The sequence below is a fragment of the Kyrpidia sp. genome (genome assembly GCF_023512215.1).
Lineage (GTDB): Bacteria > Bacillota > Bacilli > Kyrpidiales > Kyrpidiaceae > Kyrpidia > Kyrpidia spormannii.
In genome coordinates this window covers 1-14,307 of sequence record NZ_JAILZZ010000027.1, presented here as the reverse complement: position 1 = coordinate 14,307, position 14,307 = coordinate 1, and the positions used below count along the sequence as shown (strand labels likewise).

19 protein-coding genes are annotated in these 14,307 nt (G+C 62.2%); 1 reads left to right on the top strand and 18 read right to left on the bottom strand.

The window, feature by feature from the left end; translation table 11 throughout:
• Nucleotides 1-153: 153 nt before the first annotated feature.
• The 18 genes from K6T64_RS10410 to tnpA form a co-directional block, all read right to left on the bottom strand.
• On the bottom strand, nucleotides 154-573 hold the full coding sequence (locus tag K6T64_RS10410; RefSeq protein WP_100668984.1) for a F0F1 ATP synthase subunit epsilon: 420 nt from the start codon (nucleotides 571-573) through the stop codon (nucleotides 154-156).
• A gap of 3 nt (nucleotides 574-576) precedes the next feature.
• Nucleotides 577-1,989, bottom strand: coding sequence for a F0F1 ATP synthase subunit beta (gene atpD / locus K6T64_RS10405; RefSeq protein ID WP_041306494.1), 1,413 nt, complete (start codon nucleotides 1,987-1,989; stop codon nucleotides 577-579).
• 42 nt (nucleotides 1,990-2,031) lie between these two features.
• Nucleotides 2,032-2,889: an ATP synthase F1 subunit gamma gene (atpG, locus tag K6T64_RS10400; protein WP_100668985.1), complete on the bottom strand. Its 858-nt coding sequence runs from the start codon at nucleotides 2,887-2,889 to the stop codon at nucleotides 2,032-2,034.
• Between the two features lie 14 nt (nucleotides 2,890-2,903).
• Complete coding sequence (gene atpA / locus K6T64_RS10395) at nucleotides 2,904-4,412, bottom strand: F0F1 ATP synthase subunit alpha (RefSeq protein WP_100668986.1); 1,509 nt, start codon at nucleotides 4,410-4,412, stop codon at nucleotides 2,904-2,906.
• 18 nt (nucleotides 4,413-4,430) lie between these two features.
• The gene (locus K6T64_RS10390) at nucleotides 4,431-4,979 is read right to left on the bottom strand and encodes a F0F1 ATP synthase subunit delta (protein WP_100668987.1); all 549 of its coding nucleotides are present in this window, start codon (nucleotides 4,977-4,979) and stop codon (nucleotides 4,431-4,433) included.
• Nucleotides 4,976-5,461 (bottom strand): F0F1 ATP synthase subunit B, encoded by a 486-nt coding sequence (atpF, locus tag K6T64_RS10385; RefSeq protein WP_013077124.1) that lies wholly within the window; start codon nucleotides 5,459-5,461, stop codon nucleotides 4,976-4,978. Before atpF ends, K6T64_RS10390 begins: the two co-directional genes overlap by 4 nt.
• A gap of 71 nt (nucleotides 5,462-5,532) precedes the next feature.
• Nucleotides 5,533-5,754, bottom strand: a complete 222-nt coding sequence (gene atpE, locus K6T64_RS10380; protein ID WP_013077125.1) for a F0F1 ATP synthase subunit C — start codon at nucleotides 5,752-5,754, stop codon at nucleotides 5,533-5,535.
• Nucleotides 5,755-5,806: 52 nt separating this feature from the next.
• Nucleotides 5,807-6,559 (bottom strand): F0F1 ATP synthase subunit A, encoded by a 753-nt coding sequence (gene atpB / locus K6T64_RS10375; RefSeq protein ID WP_100668988.1) that lies wholly within the window; start codon nucleotides 6,557-6,559, stop codon nucleotides 5,807-5,809.
• Between the two features lie 39 nt (nucleotides 6,560-6,598).
• Complete coding sequence (locus K6T64_RS10370) at nucleotides 6,599-6,982, bottom strand: hypothetical protein (protein ID WP_133121341.1); 384 nt, start codon at nucleotides 6,980-6,982, stop codon at nucleotides 6,599-6,601.
• A gap of 1 nt (nucleotide 6,983) precedes the next feature.
• A complete protein-coding gene (locus tag K6T64_RS10365; RefSeq protein ID WP_013077128.1) occupies nucleotides 6,984-7,274 on the bottom strand; it encodes an AtpZ/AtpI family protein in 291 nt (96 codons plus the stop codon).
• A gap of 337 nt (nucleotides 7,275-7,611) precedes the next feature.
• Nucleotides 7,612-8,796 carry an acetyl-CoA C-acetyltransferase gene (locus K6T64_RS10360; RefSeq protein WP_288010052.1) on the bottom strand — a complete coding sequence of 395 codons (1,185 nt, stop codon included), beginning with the start codon at nucleotides 8,794-8,796 and terminating at the stop codon, nucleotides 7,612-7,614.
• Nucleotides 8,797-8,897: 101 nt separating this feature from the next.
• Nucleotides 8,898-9,527, bottom strand: coding sequence for a uracil phosphoribosyltransferase (gene upp, locus K6T64_RS10355; RefSeq protein ID WP_100668991.1), 630 nt, complete (start codon nucleotides 9,525-9,527; stop codon nucleotides 8,898-8,900).
• A gap of 14 nt (nucleotides 9,528-9,541) precedes the next feature.
• On the bottom strand, nucleotides 9,542-10,792 hold the full coding sequence (locus K6T64_RS10350; protein WP_288010051.1) for a serine hydroxymethyltransferase: 1,251 nt from the start codon (nucleotides 10,790-10,792) through the stop codon (nucleotides 9,542-9,544).
• Nucleotides 10,793-10,814: 22 nt separating this feature from the next.
• Nucleotides 10,815-11,402: a TIGR01440 family protein gene (locus K6T64_RS10345; RefSeq protein ID WP_100668993.1), complete on the bottom strand. Its 588-nt coding sequence runs from the start codon at nucleotides 11,400-11,402 to the stop codon at nucleotides 10,815-10,817.
• A complete protein-coding gene (gene rpiB, locus K6T64_RS10340; RefSeq protein WP_100668994.1) occupies nucleotides 11,387-11,875 on the bottom strand; it encodes a ribose 5-phosphate isomerase B in 489 nt (162 codons plus the stop codon). The genes K6T64_RS10345 and rpiB overlap by 16 nt, the downstream gene beginning before the upstream one ends.
• Nucleotides 11,876-12,106: 231 nt before the next feature.
• Entirely contained in the window at nucleotides 12,107-12,334 is a 228-nt protein-coding gene (locus K6T64_RS10335; protein ID WP_013077134.1) for a sulfurtransferase TusA family protein, read from the bottom strand.
• Between the two features lie 33 nt (nucleotides 12,335-12,367).
• Nucleotides 12,368-13,441: a YeeE/YedE family protein gene (locus K6T64_RS10330; RefSeq protein ID WP_100669594.1), complete on the bottom strand. Its 1,074-nt coding sequence runs from the start codon at nucleotides 13,439-13,441 to the stop codon at nucleotides 12,368-12,370.
• Between the two features lie 203 nt (nucleotides 13,442-13,644).
• Nucleotides 13,645-14,061 carry an IS200/IS605 family transposase gene (gene tnpA / locus K6T64_RS10325; RefSeq protein WP_288010048.1) on the bottom strand — a complete coding sequence of 139 codons (417 nt, stop codon included), beginning with the start codon at nucleotides 14,059-14,061 and terminating at the stop codon, nucleotides 13,645-13,647.
• A gap of 22 nt (nucleotides 14,062-14,083) precedes the next feature.
• On the opposite strand from tnpA, the gene K6T64_RS10320 reads away from it, so the two are divergent.
• Nucleotides 14,084-14,307, top strand: a 224-nt coding sequence (locus K6T64_RS10320; protein ID WP_288010047.1) for a helix-turn-helix domain-containing protein, incomplete at its 3' end; no start/stop codon positions are given.

Here is a 14,307-nt window from a genome sequence, read left to right as displayed (position 1 = left end):
ACCTCCGGGCCCCGGCCTCACCTCCGGTCGACGGGCCGCCGCCGTCCGTCATTCATTATAGCAGACCCCTGATAGGGGGGCAAAAAGAGCGGGAAGACCCCCTCCGGGCCTTCCCGTGCGCGGTATTCTCTTACAGCCGGCGGTTGGCCTGGCTCAGCGCAGGGAAACTTTCGCTTCCTCCGCAGCCCGCAGCCGATTCAACGCCCGTTTGAGAGCCAATTCCGCACGGACGTAGTCGATGTCGGGGCGCCCTTTCTCCGCCAAACGCCGCTCGGCCCGCTCTCGGGCGCGCTCGGCCCGGACCACGTCGATCTCCTCGGGCAGCTCCGCCGCCTCGGCCAGCACCGTCACCCGGTCCGGCCGAACTTCGAGAAACCCGCCGCTGAGCGCCACCAGCGACCACCGCCCCTCTTCCTTGATCCGCACGAGGCCGATGGGCAGGGTGGTGACAAGCGGCATGTGTCCGGGGAGAATGCCCAGATCGCCCTCGGCTCCCCGGAGGATCACCATCTCCACGGGCCGGCTGTACACGGTCCGCTCCGGCGTCACGATGTCCAGAATCGTGGTGCTCATCGATCAGCCCCGCTCCTTTTTGAACCGCTCCACCACATCGTCGATGGTGCCCGCGTAGCGGAAGAGGCTTTCCGGGATCTCGTCGTGGCGACCTTCGAGAATCTCCTTGAAGCTGCGCACCGTCTCCTTCACCGGAACATACACCCCGGGGGTGCCGGTGAACTGTTCGGCCACGTGGAAGGGCTGGGACAGGAAGTTTTGGATCTTCCGGGCCCGGGCCACGGTGAGCTTATCCTCGTCCGTCAACTCGTCCATACCGAGGATGGCGATAATATCTTGCAGTTCCCGATAGCGCTGCAACACCTGTTGCACGCCCCGGGCCACATCGTAGTGCTCCTGGCCCACCACATCCGGGGACAGGGCCCGGGAGGTCGAAGCCAAGGGATCCACCGCCGGGTAGATGCCGAGCTCGGAGATCTTCCGCTCCAGGTTCGTGGTGGCATCGAGGTGGGCGAAGGTCGTCGCCGGCGCCGGGTCAGTGTAGTCGTCCGCCGGCACGTAGATCGCCTGGATCGAGGTGATCGATCCTTTTTTCGTCGAGGTGATGCGCTCCTGCAATTGCCCCATCTCCGTGGCCAGGGTGGGCTGGTATCCCACGGCGCTGGGCATCCGCCCAAGCAGGGCCGACACCTCGGATCCGGCCTGCACGAATCGGAAAATGTTGTCGATAAACAGCAGCACGTCCCGGCCCTCAACGTCCCGGAAATACTCCGCAAAGGTCAGGCCTGTAAGGCCCACCCGCATGCGGGCGCCGGGGGGTTCGTTCATCTGGCCGAACACCATGACGGTCTTGTCGATAACCCCGGACTCCCGCATCTCGTGATACAGGTCGTTTCCTTCCCGGGTGCGCTCGCCGACCCCCGCAAACACCGAAAAGCCGCCGTGCTGTTTCGCGATGTTGTGGATCAGCTCCTGAATGAGCACCGTCTTGCCGACCCCGGCGCCCCCGAACAGGCCGACCTTCCCGCCCTTGATGTACGGAGCGAGCAAATCCACCACTTTGATGCCCGTCTCGAAGATCTCCACCTTGGTGGATTGTTCCTCGAAACTCGGGGCCGGCCGGTGAATCGGATGGGTCAATTCCGTCGCGACGGGCCCCTGCTCGTCAATGGGCTGGCCCAGGACGTTGAAAATCCGCCCCAGGGTCGCCTCCCCAACCGGCACCGCGATGGGCCGACCGGTATCCACGACCTCCATTCCCCGAACCAATCCGTCGGTGGAGGACATGGCGACCGTCCGCACCACATTATCCCCGAGGTGAACGGCCACTTCACAGGTCAAATCGATGTCCCGCTCGCCGGGATTCTTCGCTTCATAACGAATGGTGAGGGCGTTGTTCAACTCCGGCAGTTGCCCCTCCGGGAACGCCACGTCGACAACCGGTCCCATCACCTGGACCACATGTCCAACGTTCATGTGCATTTTTCCCTCCAATCCGGTCATCCCGGGCACATCCGCCTACTTCAGAGCTTCGGCGCCGCCGACGATCTCGGAGATCTGCAGGGTGATCGCCGCTTGCCGCGCCCGGTTCAGGGCCAGGGTCAGCGTGTCGATCATTTCGGCGGCGTTGTCCGACGCGTTGCCCATGGCGGTCATCCGCGCCCCGTGTTCGCTGGCTTTCGCATCGAGCAGTGCGCTGAAGATCAGTGTTTCCGCGTACTTGGGCAGTAAGGTTTCCAGCACCGCCTCCGCGGAAGGCTCGTATTCATAATGGAGCCGGTGCCCTTCGGCCTCCCCGCCGACGTCCTCGAGAGGAAGGATTTTTTTGACCACGGGGGTCTGCTGCACCGGATTGATAAACTGGTTGTACACCAGGAACAGTTCGTCGTAGACCTCTTCCTCGTACATCTTGACCGCCGCCCCGGCCACCCTTTTGATGTCCGCATAAGTGGGGTAATCGGAGAGGCCGGTGATCTCTTCGGCCACGGGAAAATCCCGTTTCTTGAAAAAGTCCCGGCCCCGGCGGCCAACGGCGATGATCGTATACTCGTTCTTGGCTTTCCCCCGGATGGCTTCCAGGGTGACGCGGATGATGTTGGCGTTGTACGCGCCGGCCAACCCCCGGTCTGCGGTGATGACCACGTACCCGGATTTGCGCACCGGGCGCTTAACCATCATGGGGTGGCGCACATCCCCCGCTTTGGCGATGCTGCCGATGACCTCCTCCATTTTGCGGGCGTAGGGGCGGGCGAGGTGTACCCGTTCCTGGGCCCGGCGGAGTTTGGCCGCCGCCACCATCTCCATCGCCTTGGTGATTTGTTCCGTGCTTTTCACGCTGCGAATCCGCCTGCGGATATCCCGCGCATTCTGCGCCATCTTCCGTCACCCGCCTAAGCCGCGAAGGACTCTTTGAATTTGGTAACCGCCTCTTTGAGCAGGTTGACCGTTTCCTCAGTCAGATCCCGGCTCTCAAGGATCGATTTGTAAATCTGCGGGTAGGTGGAGTCGACAAAGCTCAGAAACTCCGTCTCAAACCGCCGCACCGCCGTCACCGGAATGTCGTCCAGGTATCCGTTGACCGCCGTCCACAGGCTCACCACCTGGCGTTCAACAGGCATGGGCTGGTACTGCGGCTGTTTCAGAATCTCCATGGTCCGCTCGCCCCGGGTCAGCCGGGCCAGAGTGGCCTTGTCCAAATCCGAACCGAACTGGGTAAAGGCCTGCAGGTCCCGATATTCCGCCAAATCCAAGCGCAGGGTCCCGGCCACTTTTTTCATGGCCTTGATCTGGGCGCTGCCGCCTACCCGGGAGACCGAAATACCGGAGTTGACCGCCGGCCTTTGCCCTGCGTAGAACAGGTCGGACTCCAGGAAGATTTGACCGTCGGTGATGGAGATGACGTTCGTCGGGATGTAAGCCGACACGTCGCCAGCCTGGGTTTCAATGAACGGCAGCGCCGTCAAAGAACCGCCGCCCCGCTCGTCGCTCAGTTTCGCCGCCCGCTCCAGAAGCCGGGAATGCAGATAGAAGACGTCACCGGGATACGCTTCACGGCCCGGCGGCCGGCGCAGGAGCAGAGACAATTCCCGGTAGGCCGCGGCCTGCTTCGATAGGTCGTCGTACACGCAAAGGGCGTGGCCGCCGTTGTACATGAAGTATTCACCCATGGCGCAGCCGGCATAGGGCGCCAAATACAGCAGCGGCGCCGGATCAGAGGCCGAAGCGACGACCACGATGGTGTACTCCATGGCCCCGTGCTTGCGCAGGGTCTCCACGACCTGGGCGACGGTGGACTGCTTCTGGCCGATGGCCACGTAGATGCAGACGACATTCTGCCCTTTTTGATTGATGATCGTGTCAATGGCGATGGCCGTTTTCCCGGTCTGGCGGTCGCCGATGATCAGCTCCCGCTGGCCCCGCCCGATGGGCACCATGGCGTCAATGGCTTTGATCCCCGTCTGGAGAGGCTCGTGCACCGATTTGCGGTCGATAACCCCCGGTGCCGGGGATTCCACGGGCCGAAACTCCTTGGTTTCGACCGGACCCCGGCCGTCCAGGGGCTGTCCCAGGGGGTTGACGACCCGGCCGATCAGGGCCTCCCCGACGGGCACCTCAACAATGCGGCCGGTGCGTTTTACCTGGTCCCCCTCTTTAATCCCCTCCACCGTTCCGAGGACGATACAACCGACATTGTCCTCTTCGAGGTTGAGAGCCATGCCCATCTGGCCGTTTGGAAACTCCAGGAGCTCTCCGGCCATGGCGTTGGCCAGTCCGTGAATCCGGGCGATCCCGTCGCCGACGTAGATCACGGTGCCGACGTCGTACACTTCGAGTTCGGCATCGTAGTTTTCAATCTGTTGCTTGATGAGCGCGCTGATCTCTTCCGGACGAATGCTCATCCGCGCAATCCCCCCTATTCACCGGGCTTGGATCTGCTTGAGCTGTCCACGGAACCGCTCAAGACGTCCCAGAATACTCGCGTCCCACACCCGATCGCCGACCCTAAGCCGCGCTCCGCCAATGAGGGCCGGGTTGACCTCCAGCCGCATCGAGACGTCTTTGCCGGTCTTTTGCGCCAATCGGCTCCTGAGTTTCTGCGCCTCCTCCTCGGAAACCGGGAGGGCAGTCTCGACCTCCGCATGGATTCGCCCCAGGGCCTCGTCCACCCGCCCGCGGTACTCTCCCACTATCTGCGGCAAGTCATCCTGTCGCCGATGATCGAGCAAGACGTAGAGAAAATTCAACATGAGCCCGGAGACCCGATCCCCGAACACCCGGGCTATGGTGCGTTTTTTCACATCTCTGGACACGCTGGGATGATGGAGGAACTCCACCAGTTTCGGCTCCGTCTTCCACACCTCGAGCACCGAGCCCAATTCCTTCTCGATGGTCTGCACGTCCGATTTGTCCCGGGCGGCCTCAAAAAGGGCGATGGCATAGCGTTTTGCGACGGTGCCGTCCCTCATACCCGATCCCCCATCTCCGCCAGGGCCCGGTCCACCAGTTCCCGGTGGCTCTTCGCATCCAGTTCCTTGGCCAGGATGCGCCCGGCCAGCATCACCGACAGCTCGCCGACCTGATCCCGGAGTTCCGCCAGCGCTTTTTCCTTCTCGCTCTGGATCTCGGCCAAGGCTTCTTCCTTGATGCGCCTGGCCTCGGTCTCGGCCGCAGCGAGGATCTCCGCCGCCTGGCGCTCACTGGTGCGCCGGGCGTTCTCCATCCACTCGTGCGCGTCCTGCCGGGCCTTTTCCACCAGCGCCCGGTGCTCCTCCAGAACCCGCTCCGCCTCTTCCCGCTCGCGTTCGGCGGAGGACAGTTGATTCTCGATATATTCCCGACGATCGTTCAACATCTTGACCAGTGGTTTCCACGCAAACTTGGAAAGGAACCACAACAAGATCAAAAAGGCGATGAGTTGAACGAGGGCCGTACCGAGCTCAAACTCCATCTGCTTGGTTCACTCCCTTCGACCGGACAAAAGGAAGGCAGGGCCCGTTGCCCCGCCCGACGGCCCGCTCCTCAGCTGCGCCCGAACAGCAGGAAGCCCATCACCAGCGAGATGACCGGCAACGCCTCAACCAAGCCGATGCCGATAAACATCTGGGTTTGCAGCATGCCCCGGGCTTCCGGCTGCCGGGCGATTCCTTCGATGGTACGGCTGATGACGAGGCCGTTGCCGATACCGGCACCCACGGCCGCCAACCCGAACGCAATCGCTGCAGCGATACCGAACAAATTCATTCAGTGGACACTCCCTTCGAAATCTCCCCCCACGAACCGACCGTCTCTCCGGTCAATGAGCTTCGTGAGGCAATTTTTGTGAAATGTACACCAGAGTCAACACCGTGAAAACGAAGGATTGGATCGTACCGACGAAGATACTGTACGCGATCCAGATGATCAACGTCGGGACGTTTCCGATGGGCAACCAACCGAAGGCCATGGGGATTCCGAGCAAAACGGAGATCAACACTTCCCCCGCGAAAATATTGCCGTATAACCGCAAACCAAGCGTCAGAAATTTCGCGACTTCCTCCAAGATATTGATGGGAAGGAAGATGAAGAACGGTTCAAAATAATGTTTGAAATAGGCGCCCGGACGCCGTAGTCCCAGATAGTGGCTGAGCAAAATGACCATCAGGGACATGGCCATGGTCACGCTCATGTTCGCCGTCGGCGCCACCCACCAATTGACAGACTGCCCGGGTTCAACCCCGAGTCCGGGGATGCCGTTGGGATGTGCAGTTGTGATGTTGAACGGCATATCGCTCATGTTGGAGATAAAAATGTAGATAATGAGCGTCAGCGCCAGAGGAACGAACTTGTCGGCCTGCTTTTCGCTCATCATGTCTGTGGCCAGGCCCCGGACAAATCCGTACAACCATTCCAGGACATTCTGCATTCCCGTCGGGCTGCGCATGCTCATCCGGCTTGTCCCCATCCTGGCGAGCACCGCCACAATGATCATCATCAAGAGCGACATCCCGATGGTGGCGAGATTGAACTTCATTCCCCACAGCACAAGAATCGGATGCGCACCTTCCACCGCTTCGTTTCCCCCCTTTCGGGCCGAACCAGCCTGAGATTAGGATTTGTCGCGCCTCAGAGCACGCACGTGGTCCCCGAGGGCGAGGGCCGGACCGATCCAGACCGCCGCCAAAGCGGCCAAAGGATTGGCCCACTCCGGGTGCCGGCTGAGCAAAAGGACCATCAAGAGGACGGCGGCGATCCGGGAGACCGCCGCGAATCCCGGGCGCACCCTGGCGTGCTCCACCGCCACCGCACCGGCTTGCCGGGCTTGTCGGGCGGCGCTGATCAGGTAATACACGCCGACGAAAGATCCTACGGCAAGTCCTGCGGCCAGCGGACGCCAAGCCGCGGGCGCCGCGCCCCAGAGCAGTACAAAAGCCGCCGTGGCGTACAGGGTGTTCCGTACGGCGCGCCGCACCCGAGTTTCGAATTCCCCCATCTCACCGGCCATCCCGCGAGGTGCCCCCCATCACCGTCTGCACCAAATGCACGACACCGAGGATCCCCGCGGCCAGCCCCAGGAGCACCCCGACGAGCAACATCCACGGCGACGTTCCCCAAAGACGGTCCAACCAGCGTCCGAGATATACCCCGGCCAGAACGGCGGCCGCGAGCTCCACGCCAATCCCCGAAACGAGGGCGAAAGCCCGCCAGGGCCGGCGTTCCTCTGACCCCCGCCCCCCTTCGGGCCTCGGGTCGTCACCCCCGGATTCCCCTTGGCCCCGCGCCATCTCCATCCCTCCGAGGAGGGCCCCGGGCCGCGGGTGAGTCCGCAGGCGTTCGCCGCCCGTGGCATACAGCCCGAAAAAAACCGCCCATTCGGGCGGTTCCGGCTCCCAGGCCCTGCCGAATTCACGCGATCTAGGGCCGCTGGTGGTTTCACGCTGCGCAACAGGTGTATCCCACCGTGAAACGCCCTATTCCCAGCCCCATAGTACACAAAACGCTGTACGGTTGTCAACGAAACCTGTACGGAAACGGGACGTGCCGCGGCTTTGGCCGAAAATCCTCACGATTTGTTCAGATTTCCGGAAATGCCTGGAGATCGGCTTGGTCGGAGTACTCCGGTCACCGGACGTTTTCCACGATCATCGCCGCCCCTTGGCCTCCTCCGATGCACAGCGTGGCCAAACCATAACGTACGCCCCGGCGCTTCATTTCGTGGATGAGGGTGACCAGGATCCGGGCTCCACTGGCGCCGATGGGGTGGCCCAGGGCGATGGCTCCGCCGTTGACATTGAGAATCTCATCCGGAATGTTGAGCTCCCGGGCCACGGCCAGGGACTGAGCAGCAAAGGCTTCATTGGCCTCCACCAGTCCGATGTCCGCCATGGTGAGCCCTGCCCGGTCCAGGGCTTTGCGTGTCGCATAAATCGGCCCCAGCCCCATCACCGCAGGGTCGAGGCCCGCCGAGGCATAGGAGACGACCCGGACCAGGGGTTTCGCGCCCGATTCCGTTGCCCGGGCCGCGCTCATCACCGCCAGGGCTGCCGCGCCGTCGTTGAGCCCCGAGGCGTTGCCCGCCGTGACGGTGCCGTCCTTTTTGAAGGCCGGGCGGAGCTTCGCCAGGGCTTCCGCCGTGGTCGACGGCCGGGGGTGTTCGTCCGTGTCAAAAACGGAGACCTCCCCTTTCCGCCCCCGGATCTCCACTGGGACGATCTCGTCCTTGAAGCGGCCCTCGGCAATGGCAGCCGCCGCCCGCTGCTGGCTGCGCAGAGCAAAGGCGTCTTGCTCCTCCCGGGTGAGCCCGTAGCGCTCCGCCACATTCTCCGCCGTGATCCCCATGTGCACGTCGGTGAAAGCGCACCAGAGCCCGTCTTTGATCATCGAATCCACCAGTTCGGCGTGGCCCATGCGCAGGCCGCTTCGCGCCCCCTCGGTGAGATAGGGCGCCCGGCTCATATTCTCCATGCCGCCGGCCAAAAGCATCTCGGCATCCCCGGCCCTGATCGCCTGGGCGGCGAGCATCACCGCTTTGAGTCCGGAGCCGCAGACCTTGTTGATAGTCATGGATGGGACTTCTTGGGGAATGGCCGCCTTCATCGCCGCTTGGCGGGCGGGGTTTTGCCCCAGGCCGGCCTGAAGGACGTTGCCCATAATGACTTCGTCGAGCCTTTCGGGGTCCACCCCGCCCCGGGCCGCCGCCTCTTTGAGTACCGCCGCACCCAGTTCCGGCGCCGGCACCCGGGACAGTGCCCCTTGAAAAGTTCCGACGGCGGTGCGCACTGCTGAAGTAATCACTACGTCCACCATGATCTCTCCCTCTCCCTTCCCGAGCCGAAGCCCCACCCGTCCACTTGGCCGGCGTCCGCCCAGCCCCTTGGCCGAGGTTTATGGCCCTCTAAAACGCCGGGTCATTTTGTGCCATACAGCCGATCGCCGGCGTCACCAAGGCCCGGCACGATGTATCCGTGATCGTTCAAACGTTCGTCCACTGCCGCGGTGTACAGATCCACTTCGGGATGATCCGACTGGACCCGCTGAACGCCCTCGGGGGCGGCGATGAGACACATCAACTTGATGTGCCGGGCGCCCCTCTCCTTGATGAACCGGATCGCGGCCGAGGCCGAGCCGCCGGTGGCGAGCATCGGATCGATGACGATGAGCTCCCGCTCCGTGACGTCGGTGGGCAATTTGCAATAATATTCCACGGGTTGAAGAGTGTCCGGGTCGCGGTAAAGGCCGATATGGCCGACCTTGGCGGCGGGGATCAGTTTCAGAACGCCTTCCACCATGCCCAGCCCCGCCCGCAGTATGGGCACCACTCCCAGTTTCCGCCCGGAGAGGACCTGGGCCCTGGCCGGGCCCAGAGGGGTTTCCACCACCGTCTCCTCCAAGGGTAGATCCCGGGTGATTTCGTAGGCCATGAGCATGGCCACTTCCTCCAGGAGCTCCCGAAACTCCTTCGTCCCGGTGTTTTTATCGCGAATCAGCGTCAACTTATGTTGAATCAATGGATGGTCCAAAACGTGAACTCGCCCCACGGCCGTCCCCTCGCTCAGTGCGCTTCCACGCTTTGGTAGAGCGGAAACTCTTCGCAAAGCCCCCGAACCAAGGACATCGCCCGGTTGATGGCCGGCTGTTCATCCTGGTGGCGCAGGGTCAGATCGATGATTTCCGCGATCGTCTCCATCGCGGCCGTCCCCATGCCCCGGGTGGTCACCGCCGGGGTCCCGATCCGAATTCCGCTGGTCACAAACGGGCTTTCCGGATCAAAGGGGATGGTGTTTTTGTTCACCGTCACCCCGACCTCGTCCAGCAGCCGTTCCGCCTCCCGGCCCGTAAGGCGCAAATTCCGGACATCCACCAGCATCATATGATTGTCGGTCCCGCCGGACACCAGGTTAAACCCGCGATTGATCAGCGCCTTTGCCAAAGCCTGGGCGTTGTCCACGACCGCCTGGCTGTAATCCCGGAACTCCGGCCGGAGCGCCTCTCCGAAAGCCACCGCCTTGGCGGCGATGATGTGCATAAGGGGCCCGCCCTGGATACCGGGGAAAATGGCTTTATCGATGTCTTTGGCGAAGCGCTCCTTGCACAGGATGAGTCCCCCCCGGGGCCCCCGAAGCGTCTTATGGGTGGTGCTGGTCACCACGTCGGCGTAAGGGACGGGATTGGGATGGTGCCCTGTGGCCACGAGTCCCGCAATATGAGCCATATCCACCATCAGATACGCCCCGACCTCGTCGGCGATCTCCCGGAGTTTCGGAAAATCGATGATCCGCGGATAGGCGCTGGCCCCGGCGACGATCATCTTCGGCCGGTGCTCCCGGGCCAGGCGGGCGACGTGTTCGTAATCGATCCGCTGGGTGTGCTCGTCCACGCCGTAAGGGACAAAATGATACAGTTTGCCGGAGATGTTCACCGGACTGCCGTGGGTCAGATGTCCGCCGTGGGAGAGGTTCATGCCGAGCACCGTATCGCCCGGCTGAAGAAGGGCAAAATACACGGCCGTGTTGGCCTGGGCGCCGGAATGGGGCTGGACGTTGGCATGTTCCGCCCCGAACAATTCTTTCGCCCGTTCCCGGGCGAGGTTCTCCACGATGTCCACGTACTCGCATCCGCCGTAATAGCGTTTGCCCGGGTACCCCTCGGCGTATTTATTGGTAAGTACCGTGCCCATCGCTTCCAGCACGGCTCGGCTGACAAAATTCTCCGAGGCGATGAGTTCGATCTTGTTTCGCTGGCGGCTCAACTCTTTTTCGATCGCCTCGGCCACTTCCGGGTCGATCAGTCGCAAATGGCTCACAAACGCGTCTCTCCTTCCTGGCTCACCCTTCGTCCAGGCTGTACCTGGCTCGGGGACCTCCCACATACTTTGGACGGGTTTTGGCCGCCACCACCCTGGCCGCCCCCACCCGGTCCGTTTTGAGGCGAACCGGGACCGCCACCGGGCGCAGGTGCATGCCGATCAGCGTGTCCCCGATGTCAATGCCGGCGTGGGCCCGCACCGCCTCAACGCACACCGGATCTTTCCAGAGGCGAAAGGCTGCCGAAGCCACGGCTCCCCCCGCCTCGGGGACCGGGACCACCCGCACCTCCTCCAGCCCGAAGCGCTCCGCCGTTTCCCGTTCCACCACCAGGGCGCGGTTGATGTGCTCGCACCCCTGGACGGCGATGGACACCCCGAAACGCTGGCGAATCTCCCGCAGGGCCCGGGCCACCGCCCGACCGATCTCCAGGGACCCAGCCGTCCCGATGCGCCGCCCGGCGATCTCACTGCTGCTCGCCCCGACCACCAGGAGCGTCCCGTCGTTGAGCCCCGACACCTGGGCCAACTCCTCCACGGCGGCCAGGGTCTGGTCATACACTTTACGAATCAAATCCTCGGGCACGGGCTCCTTTAACAGTTCGGACACGCCGGATCCCCCGCCTCCGCCCGGAGCTCAGGCCGGTGCTCCTCGACAGCGGCGATCTTGTCCAACCGCCGTTGATGACGGCCGCCCTCAAAAGGCGTCTCCAGCCACACCCGCAGGACCTCCCCGGCCAACCCGGGCCCGATCACGCGCCCGCCCATAGTCAGCACATTGCTGTCGTTGTGAAGGCGAGTGGCCTTGGCAGAAAAGGTATCGTGTACCGTCACCGCCCGGATTCCGGGGATTTTGTTGGCGGTGATGGCCATGCCAAGGCCCGTGCCGCAGATCAACACCCCCCGGGTGTACTCCCCTCTCGCCACGGCCTCCGCCACGGGCACGGCAAAATCCGGGTAGTCCACCGACGCCTCGCTGTGGCAGCCGAAATCCGTGTAGGGGATCCCCAAGTCTTCCAGTACGGTTTTCAAATGCTCTTTCAGCGCGAAACCGCCGTGGTCGGCGGCGATGGCCACGTTCACGGCTCTCCCTCCATTTCCCCCTTTATTCTATCCTTTGGCAGGAAAAAAGGGCAACCGGAACCTCGTGGGGTAAGGCCGTTCTTCGATCTTGGCCGGCCAAGGGTGCAGCGGCGCGCAGCCGAGGGCACACCGCCCCGCGGCCAACGGGCTCATTTCCGCGCGAAAAAAATTTGCCCTCCCGGGGGCGACGAGGCCGGGCCGGGAGGGCGGGAAAGAGTATCAACACAACCCTCAGCTCGCCTTTTGGATTCGGATGCGCCACTGGGCGTCTCCGGTTTGCTCGAACGCCGTCACCCGATGGCCGTGCTGCATGGCCCAACGGGGGAGACTTTCGGTGGCCTGGGTGCAGTCGAAGTCGATCACCAGTTCATCGCCGGGAGCCAGGTTTGCCATGGCCTTTTCGGCCTCCACCACCGGAAAGGGACAAACATAGCCGAGAACTTGCAAATGATGGGTCATTTTCCTCACCTCCCTATGTCGTTCCGGGCCCGATCACGCGCCCTGACGAAGGGCCGCACCCCGGCTCGGGGCGCCCGCCGCCCGCATGGGACGCACCACGGCAAAATACGCAGCGAACCAGGTGCCGAGAATCATGGCCGGCGTGGCCACCCATCCTTCCCAAGACCAGAGAGAGGTGTTCACCAGGCCATTCCCGATACTGCATCCCCCGGCCAGCCCTGCCCCAAACCCCATGAGGAGACCGCCGACGAGGTTGATGATGGCCGTTTTCGCCGGGGGGACCCGCCAGCGAAACTCCCCGCTGCCTTTTGCCGCGAGAAACGAGCCCAAGGCGATCCCGAGGACCAAGAATACGCCCCAATCTAAGGACTTTAGATCGCCAGTGACCAAATAGCGCAGGAGATTCGCCGACGGCGTGGTGATGCCAAGGCCGTAGATCCGCCCGGTGGCTTCACTGAGGGGCCAGGCAAGAATGGCGATCAGCCCCACCAGGATGCCCGTGACGAAGGGGTGCCAACGCCGCTCGAACAATAGATGATTGAGACCGCGCCTTTTTGCCGGTAGCCCCGGAATGGGCCCGCCTTCCCGGCGCAAATGCCATCGCACCGCCCAGGCCGTCACCAGGGCGAAAGCGGCGATGAGCACCCATGGGGAGACGCCAAGACTTTGATAAACGAAAGAATCCGGCCCTTTCGCCGCCGTGAGGCGGCCATACACCGGCTTCAGGGCGCCGTATTTCATCACCGCCGCACCGAGCATGTAGCCAAACAGGGCGATCCAGCTGCCGATCAGTCCCTCTCCCACCCGGTACCACGTACCCGTGGCGCAGCCCCCGGCCATCACGATACCGATGCCGAAGATGAAACCGCCCACGATGGCCCCCACCCACGTGAAAGGAACCGGGTCAATCCGGATGGCTCCCAGAGCGGCCAACGCGTATACGCCAATGCTTTGCACGGCAATGGCCACCATGGTGGCGACAAACAGCCGGGTGTCCCCGAGGACGTACACGTCCCTGTAGGCGCTGACCCAGCAAAATCGGCCCCGCTGGAGCACAAATCCGAGCAGCACCCCGCAGAGCAGGCCGAGGACGATGACCGAGATCATTTCAAAGCCCTCCAATCGGAAAAATGTAAAAATCCTTGGGCCCTATTATATGTCTTATATTCCAATGCGACAAGTACATTTTTGGGCAATAAAAAACGGGGTGTCTGGCACCCCGGCCAGGAAGGCCAGCTTCTCACACGGGTCGTGATTGATCTGAAAAAAACGCGCCTTATCCTCTTCCTTCAGGAAGAAGATAAGGCGCGTCATTCAGGTGTTCTCTGACTCTCGATATACTGTCGGATAACGGACAGAGGAGCGCCGCCACAGCTCCCGGCGAAATAACTTGGGGACCAGAGATGTCCACCCCATAGCTTTCGGCGAATTTGCGTATAGTTTTTCTTTCGAATCAGGCGGCTGGACACGCCTTTCAGACTGTTCACCAGCGTGGAAATGGCCACTTTGGGTGGATAGGTCACCAAAAGGTGCACGAGGTCATCCTCACCGTCAAATTCCAACAATTCAGCTTCGAAATCTTTACAAACGGAGGCCATAATCTCGCGCAGGTCTTCCAAAATCTCTTTGGTGAACACTCCGCGCCGATATTTAGTCACAAAGACCAAATGGACATGAAGATTATATACGCAATGTCGACCTGTACGGATCTCGTTTGACTTTGTCATAGACCAAGTATATCCTAAAAACATGAAAATTCTCAAGTCATTTCGATTCCGTTTGGAACCGACAACGGAACAATCCCAGTGCTTCACCCGTTACCGGGGATGTGCGCGGTTGGTCTGGAACAAAGCGCTGGCCTTGCAAAAGGGGCGGCTGGAGGCCGGGTACCCTTTGCTCTCGTATGAGGAGCTTGCCCGGCTCCTGACACTCTGGAGACACAGCGAGGAATACGGTTTTTTGGCCAACGCCCC

What these genes read in the sequence shown, in the direction of transcription:
- atpD (WP_041306494.1), bottom strand. Translation starts at nt 1,989, where the DNA reads ATGAACGTTGGACATGTGGTCCAGGTGATGGGACCGGTTGTCGACGTG.
- K6T64_RS10390 (WP_100668987.1), bottom strand. Translation starts at nt 4,979, where the DNA reads ATGAGGGACGGCACCGTCGCAAAACGCTATGCCATCGCCCTTTTTGAG.
- K6T64_RS10330 (WP_100669594.1), bottom strand. Translation starts at nt 13,441, where the DNA reads ATGATCTCGGTCATCGTCCTCGGCCTGCTCTGCGGGGTGCTGCTCGGA.
- K6T64_RS10360 (WP_288010052.1), bottom strand. Translation starts at nt 8,796, where the DNA reads ATGGTGGACGTAGTGATTACTTCAGCAGTGCGCACCGCCGTCGGAACT.
- K6T64_RS10365 (WP_013077128.1), bottom strand. Translation starts at nt 7,274, where the DNA reads ATGGCGCGGGGCCAAGGGGAATCCGGGGGTGACGACCCGAGGCCCGAA.
- atpF (WP_013077124.1), bottom strand. Translation starts at nt 5,461, where the DNA reads ATGGAGTTTGAGCTCGGTACGGCCCTCGTTCAACTCATCGCCTTTTTG.
- atpG (WP_100668985.1), bottom strand. Translation starts at nt 2,889, where the DNA reads ATGGCGCAGAATGCGCGGGATATCCGCAGGCGGATTCGCAGCGTGAAA.
- atpE (WP_013077125.1), bottom strand. Translation starts at nt 5,754, where the DNA reads ATGAATTTGTTCGGTATCGCTGCAGCGATTGCGTTCGGGTTGGCGGCC.
- K6T64_RS10410 (WP_100668984.1), bottom strand. Translation starts at nt 573, where the DNA reads ATGAGCACCACGATTCTGGACATCGTGACGCCGGAGCGGACCGTGTAC.
- tnpA (WP_288010048.1), bottom strand. Translation starts at nt 14,061, where the DNA reads ATGACAAAGTCAAACGAGATCCGTACAGGTCGACATTGCGTATATAAT.
- K6T64_RS10335 (WP_013077134.1), bottom strand. Translation starts at nt 12,334, where the DNA reads ATGACCCATCATTTGCAAGTTCTCGGCTATGTTTGTCCCTTTCCGGTG.
- K6T64_RS10370 (WP_133121341.1), bottom strand. Translation starts at nt 6,982, where the DNA reads ATGGGGGAATTCGAAACTCGGGTGCGGCGCGCCGTACGGAACACCCTG.
- atpA (WP_100668986.1), bottom strand. Translation starts at nt 4,412, where the DNA reads ATGAGCATTCGTCCGGAAGAGATCAGCGCGCTCATCAAGCAACAGATT.